22 protein-coding genes, 1 other RNA gene and 1 pseudogene are annotated in these 24,617 nt (G+C 38.3%); 15 read left to right on the plus strand and 9 right to left on the minus strand.

The features are described 5' to 3' along the window. Positions 1 to 4: 4 nt before the first annotated feature. Entirely contained in the window at positions 5 to 364 is a 360-nt protein-coding gene (gene rplS / locus L0668_RS02025; RefSeq protein WP_235310684.1) for a 50S ribosomal protein L19, read from the plus strand. A gap of 333 nt (positions 365 to 697) precedes the next feature. Here rplS and L0668_RS02030 read toward each other — a convergent pair whose 3' ends face one another. The 6 genes from L0668_RS02030 to pspF form a co-directional block, all read right to left on the minus strand. Next, positions 698 to 1,483: an ATP-binding cassette domain-containing protein gene (locus L0668_RS02030; RefSeq protein ID WP_235310387.1), complete on the minus strand. Its 786-nt coding sequence runs from the start codon at positions 1,481 to 1,483 to the stop codon at positions 698 to 700. Continuing rightward, positions 1,483 to 2,481 carry an oligopeptide/dipeptide ABC transporter ATP-binding protein gene (locus L0668_RS02035; protein WP_235310388.1) on the minus strand — a complete coding sequence of 333 codons (999 nt, stop codon included), beginning with the start codon at positions 2,479 to 2,481 and terminating at the stop codon, positions 1,483 to 1,485. Before L0668_RS02035 ends, L0668_RS02030 begins: the two co-directional genes overlap by 1 nt. Next, positions 2,481 to 3,374, minus strand: coding sequence for an ABC transporter permease subunit (locus L0668_RS02040; RefSeq protein ID WP_235310389.1), 894 nt, complete (start codon positions 3,372 to 3,374; stop codon positions 2,481 to 2,483). Before L0668_RS02040 ends, L0668_RS02035 begins: the two co-directional genes overlap by 1 nt. Further along, the gene (locus tag L0668_RS02045; protein ID WP_235310390.1) at positions 3,361 to 4,392 is read right to left on the minus strand and encodes an ABC transporter permease; all 1,032 of its coding nucleotides are present in this window, start codon (positions 4,390 to 4,392) and stop codon (positions 3,361 to 3,363) included. Before L0668_RS02045 ends, L0668_RS02040 begins: the two co-directional genes overlap by 14 nt. Next, a complete protein-coding gene (locus tag L0668_RS02050) occupies positions 4,392 to 5,954 on the minus strand; it encodes an ABC transporter substrate-binding protein (protein WP_235310391.1) in 1,563 nt (520 codons plus the stop codon). The genes L0668_RS02045 and L0668_RS02050 overlap by 1 nt, the downstream gene beginning before the upstream one ends. Before the next feature lie 90 nt (positions 5,955 to 6,044). Then, positions 6,045 to 7,175, minus strand: coding sequence for a phage shock protein operon transcriptional activator (pspF, locus tag L0668_RS02055; RefSeq protein ID WP_235310392.1), 1,131 nt, complete (start codon positions 7,173 to 7,175; stop codon positions 6,045 to 6,047). A 214-nt stretch (positions 7,176 to 7,389) separates the two neighbouring features. Between pspF and pspA the strand changes: the two genes are divergently transcribed. The 5 genes from pspA to L0668_RS02080 all read left to right on the plus strand — a co-directional run bounded on the left by pspA (position 7,390) and on the right by L0668_RS02080 (position 11,387). Next, entirely contained in the window at positions 7,390 to 8,061 is a 672-nt protein-coding gene (pspA, locus tag L0668_RS02060) for a phage shock protein PspA (protein WP_235310393.1), read from the plus strand. 40 nt (positions 8,062 to 8,101) lie between these two features. Continuing rightward, complete coding sequence (gene pspB, locus L0668_RS02065) at positions 8,102 to 8,338, plus strand: envelope stress response membrane protein PspB (protein WP_235310394.1); 237 nt, start codon at positions 8,102 to 8,104, stop codon at positions 8,336 to 8,338. Then, positions 8,335 to 8,799 (plus strand): envelope stress response membrane protein PspC, encoded by a 465-nt coding sequence (pspC, locus tag L0668_RS02070; protein ID WP_235310395.1) that lies wholly within the window; start codon positions 8,335 to 8,337, stop codon positions 8,797 to 8,799. The genes pspB and pspC overlap by 4 nt, the downstream gene beginning before the upstream one ends. A 96-nt stretch (positions 8,800 to 8,895) precedes the next feature. Then, a complete protein-coding gene (locus tag L0668_RS02075; RefSeq protein WP_235310396.1) occupies positions 8,896 to 10,326 on the plus strand; it encodes a YcjX family GTP-binding protein in 1,431 nt (476 codons plus the stop codon). Further along, positions 10,323 to 11,387 (plus strand): YcjF family protein, encoded by a 1,065-nt coding sequence (locus L0668_RS02080; RefSeq protein WP_235310397.1) that lies wholly within the window; start codon positions 10,323 to 10,325, stop codon positions 11,385 to 11,387. Before L0668_RS02075 ends, L0668_RS02080 begins: the two co-directional genes overlap by 4 nt. 272 nt (positions 11,388 to 11,659) lie before the next feature. On the opposite strand, the pseudogene L0668_RS02085 reads toward L0668_RS02080, so the two are convergent. Next, positions 11,660 to 12,694: pseudogene (locus L0668_RS02085) on the minus strand (IS110 family RNA-guided transposase). Positions 12,695 to 13,121: 427 nt separating this feature from the next. On the opposite strand from L0668_RS02085, the gene L0668_RS02090 reads away from it, so the two are divergent. After that, positions 13,122 to 14,627: a sigma-54-dependent transcriptional regulator gene (locus L0668_RS02090; protein ID WP_235310398.1), complete on the plus strand. Its 1,506-nt coding sequence runs from the start codon at positions 13,122 to 13,124 to the stop codon at positions 14,625 to 14,627. A 41-nt stretch (positions 14,628 to 14,668) separates the two neighbouring features. On the opposite strand, the gene L0668_RS02095 is transcribed toward L0668_RS02090, so the two are convergent. Beyond that, positions 14,669 to 15,136: an Lrp/AsnC family transcriptional regulator gene (locus L0668_RS02095; protein ID WP_235310399.1), complete on the minus strand. Its 468-nt coding sequence runs from the start codon at positions 15,134 to 15,136 to the stop codon at positions 14,669 to 14,671. A gap of 394 nt (positions 15,137 to 15,530) precedes the next feature. On the opposite strand from L0668_RS02095, the gene ffs reads away from it, so the two are divergent. Beyond that, an RNA gene (gene ffs / locus L0668_RS02100) (signal recognition particle sRNA small type) lies at positions 15,531 to 15,627 on the plus strand. Positions 15,628 to 15,643: 16 nt separating this feature from the next. Here the strand turns inward: ffs and L0668_RS02105 are convergent. Further along, positions 15,644 to 15,928, minus strand: coding sequence for a late competence development ComFB family protein (locus L0668_RS02105; protein ID WP_235310400.1), 285 nt, complete (start codon positions 15,926 to 15,928; stop codon positions 15,644 to 15,646). Between the two features lie 301 nt (positions 15,929 to 16,229). Here L0668_RS02105 and L0668_RS02110 point away from each other — a divergent pair, with 301 nt between their 5' ends. The 7 genes from L0668_RS02110 to L0668_RS02140 all read left to right on the plus strand — a co-directional run bounded on the left by L0668_RS02110 (position 16,230) and on the right by L0668_RS02140 (position 24,548). After that, positions 16,230 to 19,202: a TonB-dependent receptor gene (locus L0668_RS02110; protein WP_235310401.1), complete on the plus strand. Its 2,973-nt coding sequence runs from the start codon at positions 16,230 to 16,232 to the stop codon at positions 19,200 to 19,202. 375 nt (positions 19,203 to 19,577) lie between these two features. Further along, the gene (locus L0668_RS02115; RefSeq protein ID WP_235310402.1) at positions 19,578 to 20,342 is read left to right on the plus strand and encodes a DUF3450 domain-containing protein; all 765 of its coding nucleotides are present in this window, start codon (positions 19,578 to 19,580) and stop codon (positions 20,340 to 20,342) included. Positions 20,343 to 20,347: 5 nt separating this feature from the next. Further along, positions 20,348 to 21,700: a MotA/TolQ/ExbB proton channel family protein gene (locus tag L0668_RS02120; protein ID WP_235310403.1), complete on the plus strand. Its 1,353-nt coding sequence runs from the start codon at positions 20,348 to 20,350 to the stop codon at positions 21,698 to 21,700. A 1-nt stretch (position 21,701) separates the two neighbouring features. Then, positions 21,702 to 22,226, plus strand: coding sequence for a MotA/TolQ/ExbB proton channel family protein (locus tag L0668_RS02125; RefSeq protein ID WP_235310404.1), 525 nt, complete (start codon positions 21,702 to 21,704; stop codon positions 22,224 to 22,226). 12 nt (positions 22,227 to 22,238) lie between these two features. Further along, positions 22,239 to 22,637, plus strand: a complete 399-nt coding sequence (locus L0668_RS02130) for an ExbD/TolR family protein (RefSeq protein ID WP_235310405.1) — start codon at positions 22,239 to 22,241, stop codon at positions 22,635 to 22,637. 1 nt (position 22,638) lies between these two features. Then, complete coding sequence (locus L0668_RS02135; protein ID WP_235310406.1) at positions 22,639 to 23,250, plus strand: energy transducer TonB; 612 nt, start codon at positions 22,639 to 22,641, stop codon at positions 23,248 to 23,250. After that, positions 23,250 to 24,548 (plus strand): tetratricopeptide repeat protein, encoded by a 1,299-nt coding sequence (locus tag L0668_RS02140; protein ID WP_235310685.1) that lies wholly within the window; start codon positions 23,250 to 23,252, stop codon positions 24,546 to 24,548. The genes L0668_RS02135 and L0668_RS02140 overlap by 1 nt, the downstream gene beginning before the upstream one ends. The last annotated feature ends 69 nt before the right edge of the window (positions 24,549 to 24,617 follow it).

The raw sequence follows: 24,617 nt of genomic DNA on the forward strand, positions 1-24,617 counted from the left end.
TATGATGAGAAAAGTCAATCAAGATATCATCAAAAAAATTGAAGAAGCGCAGCTAAAAACTGACGTTCCAGCATTCGGTGCTGGTGACACAGTGGTTGTGCAAGTACGCGTTAAAGAAGGCGAAAAAGAACGTCTTCAGGCATACGAAGGCGTAGTTATTGCTAAACGTAACCGTGGCCTACACTCTGCTTTTACAGTTCGTAAGATTTCTAACGGCGAAGGTGTTGAGCGTATATTCCAAACACACAGCCCGGCAATCAGTTCTATTGAAGTGAAACGTCGTGGTGCAGTTCGTCGTGCTAAACTTTATTACTTGCGTGAACGCTCTGGTCGTTCTGCACGTATTAAAGAGAAGCTAGGTTAATTTAAATTTTTGCGTTACCGTTGACTTAATAAGAAAACCCGCCATCTGGCGGGTTTTTGCTATCTAGGGCATTCTTTTTTCAGTAAGAGCTAACCTCAGTACTGGATAAGAAATGTCGTAACAATTAAATATACTTTGTATATTTAATAATTTAACTACAAGTTCAATTGCTTAGGACAACAAAGTAAGGGCAAGAGCAGAAATTTTTGTTCCTATAAAGGCGCTCTGAATGTTGTCTAGTCATTCTAAACCCATTTAGAGCAACGCCTATAGGGACAAAAAAGAGCCATCTTGCAGGCGTTGCTTATCCAGAACTGAGGTTAGTTATATCAATTAATTGTCTTGGCTATTCACTAACGCTTGATGAGCGTCAACCAACTTTTTTGTGTATTGGTCATTTGGCCAATTAAAAATAACGTCAGTTTTACCTGATTCAACCACTTGACCTTGCTTCATGACAATGACTTTATCTGAAATGTGGCGCACGATACCAAGATTATGGGAGATAAATATAAACCCTAATCCTAACTCCCTTTGCAGACGCATTAATAAATTAACTGTTTGTGAACGTACTGATGGATCAAGGGCGGCAAAAGGTTCATCGGCAACAATTATTTTAGGATTTAATATTAATGCCCGAGCTAACGCCACTCTTTGCCTTTGCCCATCGGATAACATGTGGCGATAGAAAAACTTATGATCATTCATTAAACCAACTTGCTTCAAAGTCTCTTCGATTTTAAGGTTTCTTTCTTGTGAGGTTAAACTTGTATTAAGCCGCAAAGGTTCTTCTAAAATTGCGCCTAGAGTTAACCCAGGATTCAGAGATTCATTACTATTTTGAAAGATCATCCGAATATCGTGACATTTTTGACTCAATGATGATTTACTCAGATCATGGCCACTTAATAATATATGGCCTGAGGAGGGTTGCTCTAAACCAATTAATAGTTTAGCTAATAATGATTTTCCTGAACCATTCTCGCCCACTATGGCTAAAGTTTCTCCAGCCTTTAAGTTGAAGTTTACTGGTCCTAAGTTAAAAACAGTGTCGCTTTTTTTTATAAAGTTTTTTACTTTCTCTTGGAAGCACAGGTCTTTAACATTGATTAAATCCACTATTTTCCCTCCCAATGTAATGGAAAGTGGCAACTATAATAATGGTTATGTATTTTGCGCACTGCAGGCGTAGTGACGCACTCTTTCCTTGCTCTTGGACACCTTGGGCCAAATCGACAGCCGATTGGCAGATGATGAAGGGTAGGGATAGTACCTGGTAAAGAACTTAACTTTGATTTAGGTGGCAGGTCTTTACGAAAACTAGGTGCGCTATCAAGTAGTGCTTGGGTATAAGGGTGGAACGCTCTCTTTCTTAACTTTTTGAGTTCGCCAGTTTCAACGGTTTGTCCGCAATAAAGTACTGTCATAAAATGGGCCATACTAGAAATGGCTAGTAGATCATGGCTCACAAACAAAATGCTGGTATTACGTACTTGGTTTACGCGACTAAGTAATTTTAAAATTTGAGTTTTAGCGTTAACTTCCATTCCTCTGGTAGGATCATCGGCAATAATTAACTTTGGCCCAGAGGCTAGTGCCATAGCAATCATAAACTTTTGTAATACATCGTTGGATATCTGGTGGGGAAAGCTAGATAAACATAATTCATGGTTTTTAATGCCCACTCTATGCAGTAAATCTACCGCCATTTTATGTTTCTGTTGTTTCTTTTTCCAAAACCAGGATTTTCTAATTTTTCCAATATCTAGGACTTCTTTGAGTTGCTTTCCTAAAGGCAGAATTGGATCGAGTGAACCGATTGGATTTTGAAAAATAACTGAGATGTCATTACGAATTAACTTTCTTCTGGATAAGGCCGACATAGCTAACATATCTTGTCCTAACCAAGTCATACGGTCTGCGGTGATACGCCAACGTTTGTTTGGTAAGGCGCCCACTATCGCTTTAACGATTAAACTTTTACCTGAGCCAGATTCACCTACCAAGGCGTGGATCTCACCTTCGTGGATAACTAAGTTTATTTTATCTAAGGTTTTGACCCATTCACCAGATAACTCTATTTCTAAAGTAAGGTTTTTTATGTCTAGCAGAACCATTAGTGAAGTAGCCTATTTCTTAGTGCAGAGCGCAACCCATCACCCACTAAGTTAATAGAAATCATCATTAAAAATATGGTGCCTCCAGGTATGGCTATGGTCCAAGGGGCGATATAGGCAACTTCTATACCTTCAGATAACATAGTACCAAGCTCAGGCATGGGGCTTTGTGCCCCTAGGTTTAAGAAACCTAATGCACTGATATCTAACACAGATATAGATAAGGCTAAGGTAGCCTGGACCACTAACGCCTCTCCCATATTAGGAATAATTGAGCGAAAGAATATTTGGATATTGTTAGCGCCATCGAGCTTTGCAGCAAGTACATATTCTTTTTTCATTTCTCGGCTGACAAATTCTCTGGTTTGATGAACAAATTGTGGGATCAATGCCAGCATTATGGCCCACATACTATTGACTAATCCTATGCCTAAGATGGCAATAATAATAATCGCTATAAGCAAAGTAGGTATAGCCTTGATTGAATCTAATACATGGTTTACAAAACTAGAACGAAAACCTTCACTCATACCGGCCACAGCGCCTAACCCCACACCAATTAACATGGCGAGTATGACCAAGATAACGCTGATACCAAAGGTCATTCTGCAGCCATAAATTACCCGCGACAAAATATCTCTGCCCAGAGCATCGGTACCTAAAAGGTGGCTAATACCACCATTGCTATACCAAGCTGGAGGGATCAATAAATCTCCGGCTGATTGTAACGTCGGGTCAAAAGGCGCCAAAATGGGACAAAATACAGTAATCACTACAAAAAATAACAAACAATACAAACCTACTACAGCAATGTGGTTCTGCTTAAACTCAAGCCAAGTAAAGTGAAGTGGTGAAGGATGATATTCCTCTTGATATAAACTAAATCGCTGCACGCTTAAGCCTTCTGCGTTTGGGATCCATTAGACGAATCGTTAGGTCAATTGACATAGTGAAAATGACCACAAGTGCTGATACAGCCAACATGCCCGCTCTAATTGCAGGGTAGTCCTGGTGGTAAATTGCTTGGATTAGCCAATTACCTATGCCCGGCCAGGAAAATATTGTTTCCACTATCATGGCGTTGGTTAATAAGGTAGTGAATTGCATGGCTAATAGTGGAAATATAGGCATAAGTGCATTGCGAATACCATGGCGAAACAAGACTTGTCTTGTAGATAAACCTCGAGCGAAGGCGGCCTGTATAAATTCAGTGTTCATGGTTTCGATAACCGAGCGTCTAGTGATACGTATAATTAAAGTAGTGGTAACTAAAGCTATGGATAGTGTAGGTAAAATTGAATGGCGAATGACATTATTGACAGCAGCTTGTTTATCTTCAATCTCAGATAAAAATATGTCTAACATAATAAAGCCGGTTACTTTGGGGATTTCATAAAACAAACTAATTCTGCCTGATAAAGGAAACCAGCCTAACTGTAATGAAAAAATCAAAATAACTAACAAAGCTAACCAAAATACCGGTATGGAGTACCCTAAAACGCTAACAGATAATAAGGAGTAATCGGTAAATTTGTGATGTTTCATAGCTGCCAAGAATCCCAGTGGAATACCTACTAATACAGATAAAAACAAAGCATATGAACTTAATTCAATACTGGCAGGTAGAACATTGGTTATTTCATCATATAAAGGCAAACCTGAGTTAAAACTTTTACCCCAGTTACCTTCAAATAGTGCGCTCATATAGTGCCAATATTGCACTAACATGCTTTCACCGGAGCGATACTTAAACTCGGAATTTTCTAATTGAGATATGTCAGCTAAGCGCACACCCGTTAGGTTTTCAATAGGGTGACCTGGAAATAAATAAGCTAGAAAAAAAGAAAAAAGGCTTAAAATGACTAAGGTAATCAACATTAAGTTAAAGTATCTAACAAATACATTACTCATTAGTGTTTTTTCACCCCACCAAATTTAATACCGCCGTAGGGGTTTATCACCAATCCTTTAATAGGTTTACGGTATGCTTGATATTGGGATGCATGAGCGATGGGCAGAATGGGCATTTTTTCAGCTAAATATTCGTTGGCTTTACTGTAAAAGTAAATTCGCTCATTAATATCATCAAATTGTAGGGCTTGGTTTATTATTTGATCATATTCCTTAGAGCACCACATGGCTCTATTAGTGCCAGATTTTATTGAATCACAAGACAATAGTGGACGATAAAAATTATCAGGATCGCCATTATCAGCAGACCAACCTATCAATACAGAATCGTGCAAACCTTGAGTGAGAAAATTTCTAAATGTGGACCAATCATAACTGACAATATTCACATTAATACCCACTTGCAGAAGATAGGACTGCATCAACTCAGCCATTTTTAAGGCGTTAGGATTGTAAGGTCGTTCAACAGGCATAGCCCATATTGTCATACTAAAGCCTTCTTCAATACCTTGCTCTCGTAAGAGTTTTTTAGCAGCAATTGGATTATAACTGACCGTTTTAATGTCAGACTGATAAGCCCAAGATGTTGGAGGGACTAAATTCCGCGCCGGTATCGCACTATCAAAATAAATGGCCTCTATTAATGCATTTCTATCAATGGCCATAGACAAAGCTTTGCGCACTTTAGGATTGTTGAACGGAGGCTTTGATGTATTGAAAGCCCAAAAACCCACATTTAAGCCAGGTTTTTCGTTGAGTACTAAAGATTGTTGTTGGCGAATAACTTCTACTTCACTGTGTGCGGGCAGGGCAATTACATCACATTCTGAGGTTAATAATTTAGCCAGTCTTAAAGAACTTGAAGGTGTAATATCAAAAATTAGCTTGTTAGTTAATTCAATTTCTCTCCAGTACTCTTGATGCTTGCTATAACGAATATAACGATCGGGGTAAAAGTCCATCAATTTATATGGACCTGTACCTACTGGTTGATGATCAATTAGTTCCATTTGATTTCTGGCCACTAGTTTTTCAGCGTATTCTGCTGACATTATTATGGCGAAGTCTGTGGCCAAATTAGCTAAAAACGAACTTTCTCTTTTATGTAGGGTGATCTCGACTCGGTAACCATTTAACCGTTTAATGTCTTTGATTAATCTGGCCAGCCCTAAACTATCAGTATAGGGGTATTGTCCCCCAGATATATCGTGATAAGGATGTGTGGGTATACGCCAGCGATTAAAACTAAATAATACATCGTCAGCGTTAAATGTCCGTGTAGGAGTAAAGGTACTTATACTGTGAAAGTTAACTGTTTTTCTGAGTTGAAATGTATAGGTTTTACCATCGTCACTAATTAACCAACTGGTTGCAAGGGCAGGAGCAATATCTCCTGATACCGGATCAAAATCCAACAGACGATCATATATTTGGTGAGAAGAGGCATCGACTGTGGTGCCTGACGTATCTAGTTGAGGGTTAAAGTTACTAGGGCTGCCCTCTGAACAATAGATAATACCATCTTTCTCATTTTCTGAATGAATGAGTTTTTCGCAACTCATAGCTGCGCCACATACAAGGATTAATATGAAAGTTTTGCTTGATCGTATGATTACATTTAGATACTGCCAATAATTTTTCACTGTATACGGCTAATCCACATTTTCATTGGTTTGCTCTAATAGATTGTATTTCTTTAAATACCCCCGTAGCTGATGATATGTCAAACCGAGCTTTTCGGCTGTCTTTTTTTGATTAAATTGACTATCTGCTAAGGCTTGCTTAATTAAATTAACCTCATAGTTCTGCGACAGCTCCTTTAAATCAACTGGAAACTCAATTCCAGGTTTAGACATTGCCTCTATATTAACTGGTGCTACACCATTAACTGGCGCAGGCGCACTTGGCTCTATCCTAGATGCAATATTAGCAGTAACACCCGTAGACACGGGATCTAACGAACTTATTCTATCTTGAGTTTTGATACGGCCGGTAGGACGATAGATTGACTCAAAAGGATCCAAAATTATTTGATGCACAGGGAGATTAGGATTGTTACTGCGATAAACGGCTCTTTCAATCACGTTTTTAAGTTCACGTATGTTACCTGGCCAATGGTATTCCAATAGAGTTCGACGTGCCTTTTCGGTAAAGCCACTAAATAACTCCATTTCCAACTCACGAGCCATGTTAATGGCAAATTGTTCGGCTAACATCATGATGTCTTCTTTACGCTCGCGAAGTGGCGGTAAAGTAATGACGTCAAAAGCTAATCTATCTAACAAATCGGCGCGAAATTCACCTGATTCAGCTAATGAAGGTAAATCTTCATTGGTAGCTGCCACAATTCGCACATCAACTTTTACACTACGAGAGCCTCCCACTCGCTCAAATTCTCCGTATTCAATGACTCTAAGTAGCTTTTCTTGGATCATGCCTGATGTGTTGGCTAATTCATCTAAAAACAGTGTACCGTTATTCGCAGTTTCGAATCGACCTTCTCTGCGTTTAGATGCACCGGTAAAAGCACCTGCTTCATATCCAAATAATTCACTTTCTAACAAGCTTTCATTTAAGGCGGCACAATTGAGTTTTAAATAAGTTTGTTCCCAACGTTTAGAAAGAAAGTGTAAACGTGCCGCCACTAGCTCTTTACCTGTGCCTCGTTCACCAATAATCAAAACAGGTTTATTCAGCGGAGCAATTTGAGAAATTTGCTCTAACACTTCCAAAAAATTATTAGACTGGCCTAATAAATTATCTTGTTGTTGAAAACGGCTCATCAATATCCTTAAAAATTGGTCTAAACGACTAACATCTAGTCTAGTTACTAATTATTGTAGATCTCAGTTTAGTTTGTGTAAATTAATATTTCTTTAAAATCAGTCATTTAGTAAAAATTAATTTTTGGCCTAGTAATTGAATACAATAAAACCAAGTAAGCAATTAGGTTAAGTAATCGTATTTGACCAATATTTTATAAAAGAGGTAAAAACTATGGGTATCTTCTCTCGTTTCACAGACATAGTGAACTCAAACATTAACGCCATTTTAGATAAGGCTGAAGATCCAGAAAAAATGGTTAGGCTAATTATTCAAGAAATGGAGGATACACTGGTTGAAGTGCGCTCTGCATCGGCGAAAACTATTGCCACCAAAAAAGATATTTCTTCACAGATTACAAAAATGCAAAACGAAGCTAATGACTGGAAAGCGAAAGCAGAGTTGGCTATTAGTAAAGATAGAGAAGATTTGGCGCGAGCTGCTTTACAAGAGAAGAAAAAATGTGATGAACATTCAGCTAATTTAAATTCAGAACTTAAAGTAGTGGATGACCAAATTAGTAAATTGCAGAACGAAGTAGGGCAGTTGCAAGATAAATTAGCTGATGCTAAAGCTCGTCAAAAGGCCATTATTTTAAGACAGAAAACAGTTAGTTCTCGACTAGAGGTTAAAAGAACTTTAGACAGCGGTAAAGTGGATGCTGCAATGGGCCGATTTGAGCAGTACGAGCGTAAGATTGATGATCTTGAATCGCAAGTGGATGCTTATGACTTAGGTAAAAAGACCTTAGCAGATGAATTTGCTGAGCTTGAATCTGATGACGAAATTGATGATGAATTGGCTGCACTTAAGAAAAAAATGCAAGCTAAATCAACTAAAAAATAATCTGGCCAGCTAATTGAAGACTGTAATAAGGAGATAAATTGTGGAAGATGTAGTTGGAATAATCGTTGCTCCTATCATTATATTTATGATTTTTGTGGCGCCAATTTGGTTGATTTTGCATTATCGAAGTAAGAAGCAAATGAGTCAGGGATTGACTGAGGATGAATATACCACATTGCAAGATTTGGCTAATAGAGCAGATAAAATGGCAGACCGAATTCATACCTTAGAATCGATATTGGATGCTGAGGCACCACAATGGAGAAATAAGGTATGAATACACGCAAAACATTGTACCGAGACCCCGCTAAAGCAAAAATTGCTGGGGTCTGTGCGGGTATCGCCGAATATTTCGGTATTGAAATTTGGTTAGTGCGAATATTAGTGGTTTCTGGTTTCTTTTTATTAGCCGGGCCATTTATGTTTTTTGGTTATATTGCTGCTTGGTTTATTTTAGAAAAGAAACCCAGAAATATGGGGGCTCAGGCCAATGTTCATGCATCTTCTACTCAGAGCAATCACAATAAACAGGCGGGCAAAGGATGGTATAATGTGGTTGAAGAGGATGACGAAAAAGTAGTCGTTAAATCTAGAGTATGGCAAGCAGGAGAGCCACCTAAACAGGCGTTTGCAGATATTAAACAGCAATTCGAAAAAAATGAAAAACGTTTAAGAAATGTTGAAACCTATGTCACTTCTTCAGAGTTTCAATTACATCAAGAAATAAATCGTTTATAACTGAAATAATTGTCTACAAACTTTCGTAGGGTTAAGTTAATTTTTAACCCTAATTTCATTTGTTAAATATAGTATTGAAAGGCGTTGAAAGGTGTTATGCCAAATTCTTTTTTTAAACATCCGCAATTTTTACGCACCAAACAACACATAAAACAAACGGCTGAACGTTTAATCGATCAGCATGTTAGTTTGGCTGTGACTGGTCTAAGTGGTAGTGGTAAAACTGCCTTTATAACCTCCTTAGTGAACCAATTAATTGAAGCCAATGAACAAGCGCATTTACCGTTTTTTTCAGTTTTATCTGAGTCTCGCTTGATCGGTGTAAAAAGAGACATTCAGCCGGATCTAACTTTTAACCGTTTTGCATATGAAGATGCTATGGCTAATTTGCGCCTAGAAAATGCACTATGGCCTGATTCGACTCGGGGAATTTCTCAAGTTCGATTAAAAATAAAGTTTAAAAGAGCAAAAGGCTTAAGCCAATATATAACTGAAGATACCACCTTAACTCTTGATATTACCGACTACCCAGGTGAATGGTTACTCGATCTGCCTTTGTTAAATATGAATTATTTACAGTGGAATAATCAGTGTGCTCAGGAGTTACTTGATCCAAAGCGTAGGGATTTAGCGGCTGAATTTATGTTAGCGGCATCAGTCATAGACTATGCAGAAAAAGCGGATGAATTAGTGCTCAAGAATGTGGCAAGTTTATACAAAAACTATTTGGTAGCCTGTCAAAATCAAGGTTACCAACTACTCCAGCCAGGTCGATTTATTTTACCTGGAGAGCTAGCCGATGCACCAGTATTACAATTTTTTCCTATTCCAAGTGCGATCATCAATCAGCAAAATTTAGATATTCAACAGCCTGTTGCGGAGAGTTATGCAGATGTATTAGCTTCTAGGTTTAACCATTACACCACAGATGTTATAAAACCTTTTTATCAAAATCATTTTAAACGTTTTGACCGCCAAGTAATTTTGGTTGATTGTTTATCTGCATTAAACCGTGGATACGACAGCTTTCATGATCTACAAAAAGCCCTAGATTGGTTAATGGGCAGTTTTGAGTACGGCTCATCCAATATATTGAGCAGATTGTTTAAACCTAAAATAGATAAATTGGTATTTGCTGCTAGTAAGGCGGATCACATTACGCCAGACCAGCAAGTTAATTTGGTAAAATTATTAGACTCCATGTTACATCAGGCCAGAAAGCAACTTCAGTTTGATGGCGTAACCACAGAGTCGACGGCTATTGCCGCTATTCGCGCATCGCAGTCGGGTTTAAGCCAGATTGATGGTGAAGAAATCCCTGTTTTAAAAGGAAGTGATAACCTTGGTCAAACAATTACCTTATATCCAGGAGAAGTGCCGACCTCTTGTCCTCCTAGGGATTTTTGGAGCAAACAAGGTTTTGAATACCCTAAATTTTCGCCACCCAAATTGCAGGGCGCGCACAGTCTCCCTCACATAAGAATGGATCAACTATTGGACTTTCTAATAGGGGATAAAATGTCATGACTAAGCCAGTAATTAATTCAGCAGAAGATGACGATAAGAACAACGAAGAATTACAATTAAAATCTGCAAAATTTCTATCGCAGAACCTAGAAGAAGATACTGAAACCTATATAAAACCTAGGATCCAGAATATGGAATTTACTTCTGCTGATACTGAGCATACTCCTGAAATTAGTCAGAATATCGAGCTAGCGGAGCCTGAGTTAGATTTGCCTAAAAAATCTAATCGAAAGTGGTTTTTGATTTTGGCGATTGTAGTCTTGTTAGCTAGTACAGTGGAGTTGGCTTTATTTGTTGTCACTATGGTGCAACAAAGTGATTGGTTGGCAGGTATTTGGTTAACTATTTTTATTGGGTTTAGCTTATTTATTATTCGGCTTGTATGGCAAGAATTTCGTGGTTTAAAACGCCTAAAACAACAAATGCATAGCAGAGACGCATCGCAGCAAATTTATAACTCAACAGCGATAGGTTTAGCTGAAGAACATTGCTTGAATATGGCAAAAGGTTTGCCTCAACGTTATCAAAAATTAGTCACAAACTGGCATGTAAAATTAGAAGCTAACTATACGGATAATGAAGTTTTGTGTTTGTACGAACAACAAGTCTTGGTGCCAATCGACAAGTTAGCCATAAAAACCGTCACCCAAAATGCATCAGCCGCTGGCGTTATGATTGCAGCCAGCCCATTTGCTTTGCTGGATATGCTAATAGTGTTTTGGCGTAATATTCGGATGATAAATCAAGTCAGTCAAATATATGGGGTTAATTTAGGATATTGGGGGCGTATTCAACTGATTAAAAATATCTTTAGTAACATGATTTATGCGGGGGCTGCTGAAATTTTGTCAGAGGCTGGGAATTATGCCCTAGGGGCAGGGATTACCGGGAAATTATCTTCCAGTCTCGCTCAAGGCCTAGGTGCAAGTGTGCTTACTACTAGAGTGGGTTTAAAAGCTATTGCAGAAAATCGCCCTATGCCATGCCTTTCGGTAGCGAAACCTAGTTTAAACGTCATTACTAAACAGTTATTTACTGATCTAAAAAATAAAATATCTTAATCTCTCTTAATACCATATATGGACCTTCTCCGATTGCAAGACACCACTTTGATTAATTAACAAGATTCATTGCTGCCATATATTCGGCTTTTTATAAGCGTATCAATACGCTATAGCCTTGATGGTTGTTCGCATCTTACTATCTCATCAATCCGGCGGCCTCGAAGGACCTTGGTATTATCTGACTGGAGTAAGACGGTTATGAACCGTTAATCATCAGGTTGTTGTCTTTTGCAATTTGTCGATAGGTTTTCCTCTTGTGTAAACTCTTCTTAACTGACTGCTTTATTCACATTACCTGGCATGTAGTCTTGTTGATAATGCAACATGGCCCATGCCATTCTGACCATTTTATTAGCTAATGCCACACAGGCTTTATTGAAGCTCATACGGGTTAAGCATTCCCGACACCAACAACTCAGACTGTCATCTTTATCACCAATATGTCTCAATGCGGCCCGAGCGCCATTAATGAACTGGGTGCGTAAATAGGTATTTCCTCGTTTGCTAATACCCAATAATCTCGGGTTATCGCCTGTTGTATGTTGTTTGGGAACTAAACCATACCATGCAGCTAAATGCCAGCCACTACGAAATTCCTGTCATTGTCCTATGCCTGCATATAACGCACTGGCAATGAGTGGCCCGATACCTGTCATGCTCATTAAACGTTTGCACGTAGGCTCATTTCGACTTATTTGTTGAAGCTGTTTATCTAGGGCGGCAAGTCGACTTTGTTGCTCCTTAAACTCTTCAAGTAATAAACGAAATTGACTACGAGCCATGGCACTTAACCCATTATTTTCATTGTCTACTATTTCGGGAAGTTCACTCACCGCCTTACTGATACCTTTTGGGATGATTATCCCGTATTCAGCCAACAAGCCGCGAATTTGATTGCTCACTGCTGTTCGCTGACCGATTAATCTTTCTTTCACTCGGTGTATCATTTGAATGTCTTATTGGCTTTGCGACTTCAAAGACACAAAGCGCATTTCTTCTCGTTGAGCGGCTTCTGCTATCGCTTGTGTATCGTTGTAGTCATGTTTATTACCTTTTCTATACATCACCACATATTGCGGTGCTATCGCTTTACATGTATGCCCAAAAGCCGAAATAGCTCGTCGGCAATAATGCGTGGCACCACAGGATTCCATAACAACTGTCGCAGGTGGCAATTTAGATAGGTGTTCCACCACTTGGGCACGCTTTAATTTTTTCTTTTTTAACACGCGCCCTTTATCATTCATGAATACTAAATGAAAAACAGACTTGGCAGTATCTAATCCAATTGTTATTTTACTCATGTGACCCTCTCTTACTTTGATAGTTAATTACAATTCTATCTTGGCACATTACGATGCCGTTGTGGGTGGAGAGGGTCCATACCATTAATTACAGTAAATAATTATTCAAACAGCGAGAGTTTAAAAGAGCTTAAACAAGGCGCATGACTGAAGGAATAGTGGTGTTCTTTCAAAGTCATGGAACGCAGTTAAGCTCTTTTAAAACTCGCCTGAAAGGAGTTCCCCAGCGGGTTTTGCGCCTATTTTTTTAAAAAGAGCTGGTTCTCGCTATTTGAAAGGAAACAATCATTACCGCACAGCGACGCTTTAATCAAAATCCGCTGGATGCATTCTGAGTGACTACATATCAAAATGGACTGGTATAAGCCTTGTTTTCATGGTTTCAACTGTAATAAAATCTTTACAGATTCGGGGACAAGGTTAACTAATGAGATTGGAAGTCAGTTGTAAAGATAGATTGGGTATTACCCAAGATGTGTTAGACATCTTGCTCGAGTATGAAATTGATTTAAGGGGTATTGAAATCGATGAAGCAGGAAAAATATTTTTAAACTTTCCAAATATAGAGTTCGAAGAGTTCCAACATTTAATGCCTAAACTGCGTTTACTGAATGGCATTGAAGACGTTAAAACCACGCCATTTATGCCTACTGAAAGAGAGCAGTATCAGTTGCAGGCTTTATTAAAAACGCTACCTGAACCGGTTTTCTCAGTGGATGCAAAAGGTAAAATAATTTTGGTCAATGACCAAGTGCTATCTAACTTATCCGTAGTTAAAGAAGATTTAATTGGCTCAGACATAACTGAAGTACTAAAAGGTTTTAATATTCTCAAATGGTTAGAAACAAAACCTTCTGAATCCAATGCGCAACGTGTTCGATTTTTAGAGCAAGATTATTTATTAGATATGTTACCAGTTAAGGTACCCAACTCAGACGGAACAGATGTTTTTGCAGGTGCGGTATTTTTACTCAAATCAGAATTTCGATTAGGTCAACAGTTGTCTGTGTTTCAGCAAACTATTGCTGACAGTTTTGTGTCTATACAAACTAATAGTAAAGCTATGAAACAGCTAGTCAAGGACGCTAAACGTATGGCTGAATTGGATAATCCAATATTAATATTTGGCGAAACGGGCAGTGGTAAAAGAGCAATAGCCAATGCTTGCCAGAAAGCCAGTAGACGACAGGGCAAAGTGTATTTATCACTGAACTGTATTGGATTAAGTGAGGAACAAGCACAAACGGCATTATTCGGCTCGTCCAATGTGTCTGACAATACGGGACTTTTACAAGGGGCGAGAAATGGCACCATATTGCTTGAAGAAGTAGGGGAGTTGCCAATAAGGACGCAAGCTAAACTCTTGAGGATTATTACAAGTGAGCAGAGCTTTAACATACGAATACTGGCCACCACACAAAAAGACTTAGGATTATTGATGGAACAAGGTTTGTTTAGACAGGACCTTTTTTATTATCTATCTGAATTAAGTTTAGTACTCCCACCATTAAGAGAACGAAAGGCAGATATTCCACCGTTAATGGATAAGTTTATCCAGCAATATTGTTTTCAATTGGGTCGTAAACCACCACAGATGACGAAAAGTTGTATTGAATACCTACAGACTTATCCCTGGCCAGGAAACGTAAAGCAGTGTAAGCATGCTTTATATAAAGCATTAACTTTATTGGAAGGCGATGAGTTAACCAAAGTTGATTTCAAATTACCCACATCAGTACAAACCAATAGTGTTATTGCTGATGAGTTTGAGGGAAGTTTAGATGAAGAAGTTAAACGTTTTGAAAAAGATATCTTGATGCGTTTATACCCGATTTACCCAAGTTCTAGACAATTAGCTAAAAAGTTAGGCCTTAGTCATACTGCTATTGCCAATAAACTCAGGGATTATGGAATTAATAAAAAATCACCGTAAGCTAACTCAATAGATAATTTGATTATGCCAAGTATTATCAGCTAAATGTTTTTAATCGGTAATTCAGTGGTGTTTTTCACCTGTTTTAATGCAAAAGTTGAGCTTAAGTGATCAACTAAGGGTAAGTTGGTTAATTTTGTTTTTAGAATAAATTCATATTCTTCTATGCTTTCTACGATGACTTTGAGTAAATAATCTTTGTCGCCACTTGTTGTATGGCACTCAACAATTTCATCTATGTTTTGTACGGCCTTTTCAAAGTCGTTCAATGATTCACCATCATGGTTTTTTAATGAAACATAAATAAAAACGGATACACCTAAGTTCAGTTTTTTATTATCGAGTAGGGTGACTTTTTGTAAAATTACTTTTTCTGCTTCTAGGCGTTTTACTCTGCGCCAGCATGGGGTATGGGAAAGTCCTATTTTTTGACTGAGTTCAGCCATAGAGACAGTGGCATCTTTTTGCATTACTCGTAATATTTCACGATCAAATTTGTCGAGCTTCATAAGCTGTTACTAAAAACTAAAATTTATTAATAGGCTAAGCATGCTGATTTTTGTTACTTATTACAATAATTTTAGTGGTTTTATCCTAAAGAAAAGATTTTTTGTCACTTTTTTGTCACTATAGTGTTGCTAGGCGTTATATTTCTTACTTGTTAGTGAACAAGATAAACAGTTTATGTTGTGCTGGCTTTTCATTATTGATAATTATTTATCGTTTAAATTTTAAACATTGTTTAATTGATATGAATAGAATGAAAATACTTCATTTGGTTCAAAAACAAAAATGACCTAATTAATTTTTAAATTCAGTTGCATAAATTCGCTGGTTTATTCATAATGCCGGCGCTTCAAAAAGACTCGTAATGAGGATTTATGGAGATTTTCTATGGTGGCCTTTCGGTCCCCTCGCAATGATACTTTGTGAACCCGGTCAGGCCTGGAAGGGAGCAGCCGCAGCAAAAGACTCATGTGCCGAGGTGCGGCTGGAGGGACACCACCAATACTATTTTAATCCGTTTTCGATTTTTCTTCTTTTGAATTATTTTCTAGAAAACTTATTCCTTGGTTTACCGCATTTATAGCGTTCATTTGCATTTGTTGACGCTCACTGGCGGGTAAGTAAAATGACATATCCACTTCAAACCTTATGTATCTAGGTGGTATTTGGTTTAGAGCCAAACAACATAAGTCAGCTAAATAATCTTCGCTTTTAGTTTTGTTTAAACCTAAGCTTTCGATACGCTCCAAGACTAAATGTTCATAATAGTTATGAATATCGTCATCTAACTTCATGATGTTTCTCCTAAAAATATTTAGTGTGTAAAGTGACTTGTTTAAATTAATTATTAAACCACATTAAAGGTTATTTCTTTATTTAAAACAAACAAATTATTTAATTGAAATTCAAAGCTACTTACCTTCTATTTGTTATATCTCATAATTTTTTCGTTTAAATATTTAACCAAAGTATCTCAACTGGTTGACCTAATGGTCTTGTTACGTATATTATCTGGTCGGAGGTTCACTACCTCATACATTAAAAATCGTTCAAACGATTAATAAATACACATTATTGTGGTCCAGGGAGACATACATGTTTACATTTAAAAAGAGCGTTGCGGCGATTGCTATTGCTGCTTCTCTAGGTCTTGCTATGCCAGCTATTGCTGGTAACAACGACGGTGCATTATCTGGTCAGGTATTAGTTGGTAATACTACGCCTGTAGCAAATGCTACTATTACTATTGTTGATAAAAACACTGGCTTTACTCGTACAATCACATCTGATGCTAGCGGTAGTTACCGTTTCAGCAAGTTACCAGTTGGACAATATCAAGTTACTGTTACTGGTGATGGATATGAAACAAGCTCGGTGAGTAATATTTCTATTCGCATCGGTTCTAATAATGCTGACATTCCAATGGTTACTTCTGGCATGGAGCGTATTGAAGTAACTGGGTCTAATTTAGTGGTTATGGATGTCACGTCTTCTGAGTCTTCATTAAATATTGGTGAAGTCGAATTAGATCGGATTCCTGTTCCTAGAAGTGTGACCTCAGTTGCACTATTAGCACCAGGCACAACTCAAGGTGACTCTAGATTTGGTCCTGAAGGCTCTAACGGTAACTTTGCATCATTTGGTGGCGCTTCAATTGCTGAAAATGCTATGTATATTAACGGTTTAAACGTAACTAACTTCCGTAATGGTGTTGGTTTTTCAAGTGTACCATTTGAGTTTTATAAAGAGTTTCAAGTTAAAACAGGTGGTTATTCTGCAGAATTTGGCCGTTCAACTGGTGGTGTAATTAATGCTGTTACCAAAAGTGGTTCAAACGAATTTAAATTTGGTGGTAACTTGTATTATTCGCCAGACTCATTAAGAAAAGATTCGCCTGACTCTCTTGAAGCGACTGGCGACCCGTTTGTTATCAATAATCAAGACAAGAGAGATAACATAGATGGGAATATCTATGCATCGGGTGCTATTTTAGAAGACACTTTGTTTTTCTACGCTATTTACAACCCTAAATCATACAAAGGTGAAGATGTTGTAAGTCGTGGTGATGGTTTCAGAGACCGTACACAAGAAGATTCGTTTTGGGGCGCTAAAATCGATTGGCACATTAATGATGATCACCTGCTTGAATATTTAACGTTTTCTGATTCTAATGATGTAGTTGATAAAAACTATTCGTATAATAATGCTACGAATACAAAAGGTAATTTAATCTCAACGGCAACTACCAGTTCTGGTGGTGATAACTTCTCGTTAAAATATACTGGCTATATTACTGATGATCTAACTGTTTCTGCCCTTTACGGTGAAAACAAATACGATATTATAAGTTTGGCAGATAACCAAGCCGATTGTAATATGGTATTAGATTTGCGCGACGAAAATAGCTTAGGATATGACATCGGTTGTGGGTCTTTGAACGACTATTTAGTTGAAGTTGGCGAAGATACTCGTGAAGCTATGCGTGTTGATATTGAATACGTTTGGGGTGACCATGTCATTAGAGCTGGTTTTGATTCAGAAACTAATACATCGTTCGGTCAAGAAAAGTATTCTGGTACGGGTGACGGTGCATATTGGCTTCTTTATGATGGCGCTCCTGGTACATCTTTGGCTCCTGGTGTAACCGTTCCTGAGGGGGTAACTGAATGGACTCGAGATCGTGTTAGAACAGTTGGCGGTGAATTTGAAACAGAAGCGTCAGCGATATATATTGAAGATGTTTGGACAGTTAACGACAAATTAACCTTACAACTAGGTTTACGTAATGAAACATTTGACAACAGAAACTCTGAAGGCAAAACGTTCGTTAAAATTGATAATATGATTGCACCGCGCATTGGTTTTAGTTATGACATTAATGGTGATGGAGAATCTAAGATCTTTGCTAATATAGGTCGTTACTTCTTACCTGTTGCAAACAACACAAACGTACGTTTATCTGGAAATGAAAGTGATGTTCGTAATTACTATGTGTTAGAGGGGATGGAGCAACTGGACTATAAAGGGAGCAGTTATTACTACCCAATTCTTGGTCAAAACTTCGGTCAAACAATTAATGCAGCCGGTGTTGTTCCCGATACTACTGTAATAGTAGATCAAGATTTAGATCCTATGTATCAAGATGAGTTCATGGTTGGTTATCAGGCAGTATTTAACGATAACTGGACTTGGGGTGTTAGAGCTATTCGTAGAGAGTTGGCTGGTGCGATTGATGATATGTTGATTGACCATTACACACAAGAAAAGTACGGATGTGACCATATCGACCATAACTATGTGTTAGGTAACCCTGGTGCAGACATGACAGTTAATATTGATACTGATTGTGATGGTGTTGGAAATGGTGTTATTACTATTCCTGGTGCTGATTTGGGATACCCAGAAGCACAACGTTTCTATAACTCTGTTGTTTTAACTTTAGACAGAAGTTGGGATGACGTTTGGATGATGTCTGCTTCTTATACTTGGTCACATTCTTACGGTAATACTGAAGGTCTTGTTAAGTCTGACAATGGACAAGACGACGCTGGTATCACAACGGACTTCGACTTTGTCGAATTGACTGACGGCGCATATGGCAACTTAGCCAACGATAGACGCCATATGGTCAAAGTATTTGGTGCTTATTCAGTTACAGAAAACTTATCACTAAGTGCTAGTTTAAGAATTGAATCAGGTCGTCCTCGAAATGCATTTGGTATAGGTTATCCTGGCCAAGGTCAATTAGACTATGGACAATCATATTATGTATGTAGTGCAAACTGTGACCAAGGGACAGACGCTGAATTTACCTTTATGCCACGTGGTTCGTTTGGCTCAACAGATTGGTCTAATACATTAGATCTTGGTGCAGCGTACAATATGGAAGTTGCAGGAATGGATGTTCAATTGAGAGCAGATATTTTTAACGTTCTTGAAGGTGCTAGTGTTCGCTATTACGAAGAAGACGTTGAAACTAGCTTAGGCGATCAAGATCCGACATTTGGACTTGCTAGTAGCTGGCAGACTCCTAGGTATGTTCAATTAAGTTTATCTTTTGACTACTAAGTTGTAATAATTAAGTAAATTAAAAGCCTCCTTTTGGAGGCTTTTTTGTTATTTTCAGAATAAATCTCCTGTTATTTGTGCCACAATTAATTGTTTGAAGATAAAGACTTGTTTGCTGTTTGTTCATAAACAAATCAAATTTGAATAAACTTTATATCTTTCTTAAAAAGCAACAAATAAATTAACTAATTCTTAACTTTGAAGACTAGTTCTACCTTGACAATTTACGTTAATCCATGTGAATATTCTTCAGTCTTAGTGTTAAATTTTATTACTAAGCTCCTTAAACAAAACAGAGTTTAAAGTCCCTTGCATACTTATTAATCAGTAGTGCGAGGATTCATAATAAAAAATTGGTTGGGAATTATGTCCAAAATGAGCAAGAGAAACCTTATTGCTTCTGCCGTCCTTAGTGCCGTAGCGCTTGGTAGCAGCACCGTTGTCTCTGCAGATCCGTTAAATGAGCTTCATAAAGAAGAAGCTAAAATTCACACGGCTGCAGCGAAATCCCAAGAAAAGATAAACAAACTTTATGAGCAGTCTCAAGAGTTGTTTGTTGAGTACCGTGGTGTTGTCGACGAAACAGAAACATTGAAAGTGTATAACGATTACGTAGCAACCTTAGTTGCAGATCAACAACGTGGTATTGATTCACTTCAACGTCAAATAGATGGAATTGAAGGCGTTAAGCGCGGTATTGTTCCTTTGATGTTCAGAATGATTGATAGTTTAGAGAAGTTTATCGATCTTGATATTCCTATCAACCTTGAAGAACGTAAAGAGCGTGTAGAACGTCTTAGAGATGTGATGGGTAACTCAAATGTTACTACTTCTGAACAATTCCGTCAGGTTATTGAAGCCTATCAAGTAGAAAACCAATATGGTCGTTCTATTAGATCGTATCAAGGTAAGTTAGATTATCAAGGTACTGAAGTAACTGTTGATTTCTTCAACTTAGGTCGTACTGCGTTATTAGCCTTATCTCTAGACCAAAAGAATGCTTGGGCTTGGGATAATGAGGCGAGAACTTGGGCTCCACTAGGTGATGAGTACTTAAGTTCAGTTATTATTGCTGTACGTATGGCAAGTGGAACACTTACGCCAAATCTTCTTAAATTACCAATTACAGCTGCGGAGTAATATTGATGAAAACTGTATTTAAATCTATATTCGCAGCTGCATCTATTGCTTTAGTTGCATCGTCTGCTCAAGCTGCAAATTCATTAGAAGATCTACTTAATGAAGTGAAGAAAAACCGTGTTTCAGAAGCACGTATTAACCAACAACGTGAAGCAGAGTTTCAATCAGCTCGTGCTGACAAACAAGCTTTGTTACGTAAAGCGCAAGCTGCTCTGAAAGCTGAAAAAGCGCGTGGTGACAGGCTACAGAAGCAATTCGCAGATAATGAAGTAACCCTAGCTGAGAAAGAAGTTGAATTAACTCAAGCAACCGGTACGTTAGGTGAAATGTTTGGTGTTGTTCGTCAAGCATCTGCTGAAGCTTATGGTCAAATCTCTACTTCAATTGTAAGTGCTCAGTATCCAGGACGAGGCGCTTTCTTAAAGCGTATGTCTGAAGAAGCGAAAGGCCTTCCAAACATCAAAGAACTTGAAGACTTGTGGTTTGCTTTACAAACTGAAATGACTGAATCAGGTCAAGTTGCTCGCTTCACTACTGAGGTGGTTAATTTAGACGGCGGTTCACAACAGCAAGAAGTAGTACGTGTTGGTACGTTCAACTTAGTTGGTGAGCAAGGTTATTTGGTATATGACGATCAAAATGAAATGGTTCAGCCTTTAGGCCGCCAACCAGATAGTCACTTGTTGTCTTCAGCTCAAGCGATGCATGGAGCTACGTCTGGGTTAGTTGCATTTTATGCTGACCCGTCAAGTGGTGCTATTCTTGGATTGTTGAAAGAAAAAGCAACTATGTCTGAGCGTTATCATGCCGGTGGTATTGTTGGTTATGTGATAACTGTAATGTTGGGCATAGGTTTATTAATTGGTTTGTATAAAATCATTACTTTGACCATTGTAAGTGGCAAAATCAGTTCACAAGTTAAAAATATCGATAATCCTTCAAGTGCTAACCCACTAGGACGTATTCTTAACGTTTATAAAGAAAACAAATCAGCTGATGTTGAAACTTTAGAACTGAAACTTGATGAAGCAATTTTGCGTGAGTTACCGAGAATCGATAGTGGTATTAACATTATCAAGATATTCGCAGCAATCGCTCCGTTACTAGGTCTACTAGGTACGGTATTAGGTATGATTTTGACTTTCCAACAAATTACTTTGTTCGGTACAGGTGACCCTAAATTAATGGCGGGTAGTATCTCAATGGCCTTGGTAACAACGGCTCAAGGTATTATTGCTGCGCTACCATTATTATTGACGCATAGTATTGTGTCTGGTCGTAGTAAGTCTATTGTGCACATTCTTGATGAGCAAACTGCAGGCATTGTAGCTACTCACGCAGAGTCGGAGAAAGCTTAAGATGTTATACCTGATAGAACTATGGGAGTCTGTCAGGGACTTTATCGCTGCCGGTGGCGACGTATTATACGTTGTCGCCTTAGCGCTCTTCCTTATGTGGGTTTGCATGATTGAGCGTTATTGGTATTTAGCTTCGGTTTTCCCAAAGTTGAGAGATGAAATTATCTCAAATTGGGATGCTCGTAGTGATACTACTTCATGGTATGCGCATAGAATCCGTGACACATGGATTTCGCAAGCTTCAGATGGCCTTAGTGCAAGAATGTTATTAATTAAAACTCTTGTTGCTATGTGTCCTCTAATTGGTCTTTTAGGCACAGTTACCGGTATGATCGGTGTGTTCGAGACTATGGCGACTCAGGGTACAAGTAACCCTCGTCTAATGGCCGCAGGCATTTCTATGGCAACTATCCCCACTATGGCTGGAATGGTTGCTGCTTTATCTGGTGTTTTCTTTAGTTCTCGTTTGGAATCTAAAGTTAAGATGGCTAGAGAAAAGCTCATAGATAGTCTGCCCCATCATTAAAGAGAGGATCTTATGGGTCGAAAAGTTAGAGTAGAGGAAGATGCAGAAATTGATATGACACCTATGCTAGACATAGTGTTTATCATGCTTATCTTCTTCATCGTAACGACTGTTTTTGTAAAGGAAGCGGGCGTTAATGTAAATAAACCTAATGGTACGTTGGCTGTTATGCCCAAAAATGCCAATATTTTCATCGCTGTTACAGAAGATGGAGATGTTTGGATGGATAAAAGGGTAATAGATGTTGATAGTGTTCGAGCTAACCTTGAGCGCTTGATGGCAGAGCAACCGTCTGATGTTATAATTATTCAAGCTGACAAAGAAGCCGAACACGGTATCGTTGTTGAAGTGATGGATCAAATTAAAGCAGCGGGTATAGATCGTATCTCAATTGCAACGGCAGGTAGTTAATATGGGTCGATTAATTGTTTCTATATTACTAGGTGCTGTAATTGCGTTTGGCTTGTTTGTCATTATGGCTAAGCTAATTGAAAACTCAGGTAGACCAGCTGAAAAAGTGGCTCCAACTCCTGTGATTGATATTGTGATGAATACTCCAGACGATGCTACTCAAGTTCGTCAACGTGTACCACCACCGCCGCCACCGCCGCCCAAGCAGCCTCCTAAGGTTCAACCTGTTGAGCCGGATGTAGCTGATGCAAATACTGATGGTTTAAGTTTCAATATGCCAACAGTCTCTGTAGGTGGTGCGTCAATAGATATAGGTAGTGTAGGTGCGATGCGTGATGGTGAAGCGACACCTATCGTACGTATCGAACCTAAATATCCAGTCCAAGCTGCACGTGATGGTAAAGAGGGATGGGTAAAACTGTCTTTTACTATCAATGAAGTAGGTGGCGTTGAAGATGTTGAGGTAATTGAAGCTGATCCTAAGCGTGTGTTCGACCGAGAGGCAAGACGTGCGTTAAGTAAGTGGAAATACAAGCCAAAAATCGAAGACGGTAAACCAATGAAACAGTTTGGTCTTACAGTACAACTAGACTTTAAGTTGGATCAATCATGATGAATAAATATATTAAACATTTATGTGCGGTTTCAGCCTTTACTGTAGCGTTTACAGTCCCAAGTCAAGCTTCTGCACAAGCTCAATCTAAAAAAGCCGCGCCCAATGCGCCTATTGCTTGTCCTGGTTATGTTCGTGGTAAAACCAATATACCAGGCCAAAAAACAGGTAAAAAGGTAGGGGCCGCTTTAGATGCTTATAACAATGAAACTTTGACTGAAGATGCTCGTTCTGAAGAAGCACTTAGGATACTGAAGGAAATTGACACTGACGAGCCATTTGACCGAGCATTTACTGATAACTTTATTGGTAAATTGCTTGCGGGTTCTGGTAAAGGAAAAGAGTCACTTGAGTATTTTGAAAAAGCGGTTAATTCAAAACAGTTAAATGATTCAGAGCAAGTTGTTGGTATCAAGTTAATTGCCGATTTAAACCTTCAAGAAGGTGAATATAAAGAAGCACTTAAGTGGTATAAAGAGTGGTTAACGGTAACGTGTAAAGAAAGTTATGATGTTTATTTCAGAATGGCTAATGCATATTATCAAACGCAACAATATGCCGAGATTATTGATCCAATCAACAAGGCAATTGCTTCTGCCGAAAAACCTAATAAGACTGCGTACGCCTTAAAAATGACTTCTTATTACAATCGTAAGATGTATAAAGAAACCATTGCTGTTCAAGAGGAAGCAGTTAGGATTTTTCCAGACGACAAAAATTTGTGGACACAGTTAGGCATGTTTTACATGTTAGTTGAAAACCATCAAAAAGCCTTGTCTACGTTTGAATTAGCTTACAACCAAGGTTTTATTACTAAACCTGCTGAAATTAAAGCCCTCAGCCAGCTTTACACTATGAATGATGTTCCGATTAAAGCGGCAACAGTTCTTGAAAAGCATGTAAAGTCTGGGTTTGTTAAGAAAGATGAAAGAATACTGACAGCTATTGCTTCATCATATCAGCAAGCTAAAGAGTTCAAAGAATCTGCTGACTATTATGGGCAAGCAGCTGATTTGGCTTCTGATCCTGGGTTGTATTTTAAGCAAGGTAATATGTTGTATATAGCTGAGCGTCCAAATGAAGCGCTTAAAGCTTTGCAAAAAGCACTTGATGAAGGCGCTGATAATAAAGGAAGGATCCATATGGTTATGATGGAAGCTAACTTTTATCAAGGTCGTTACAAACAAGCTTATGAACATATTCAAGAAGCTAAGAAAGATAAATCAACTAGGCGTAACGCCAGAAGTTGGGAATCTTTTATTAAAGAAAAAGCCAAAAACAATGGCGTTACACTTTAATATATAAAGTTAAACTAAAAAGCTCCCACTGGGAGCTTTTTTTATTATGGTTACCATCAAATTAATTTA

Origin of the sequence: Paraglaciecola algarum (genome assembly GCF_021532655.1) — a bacterium.
Taxonomy (GTDB): domain Bacteria; phylum Pseudomonadota; class Gammaproteobacteria; order Enterobacterales; family Alteromonadaceae; genus Paraglaciecola; species Paraglaciecola algarum.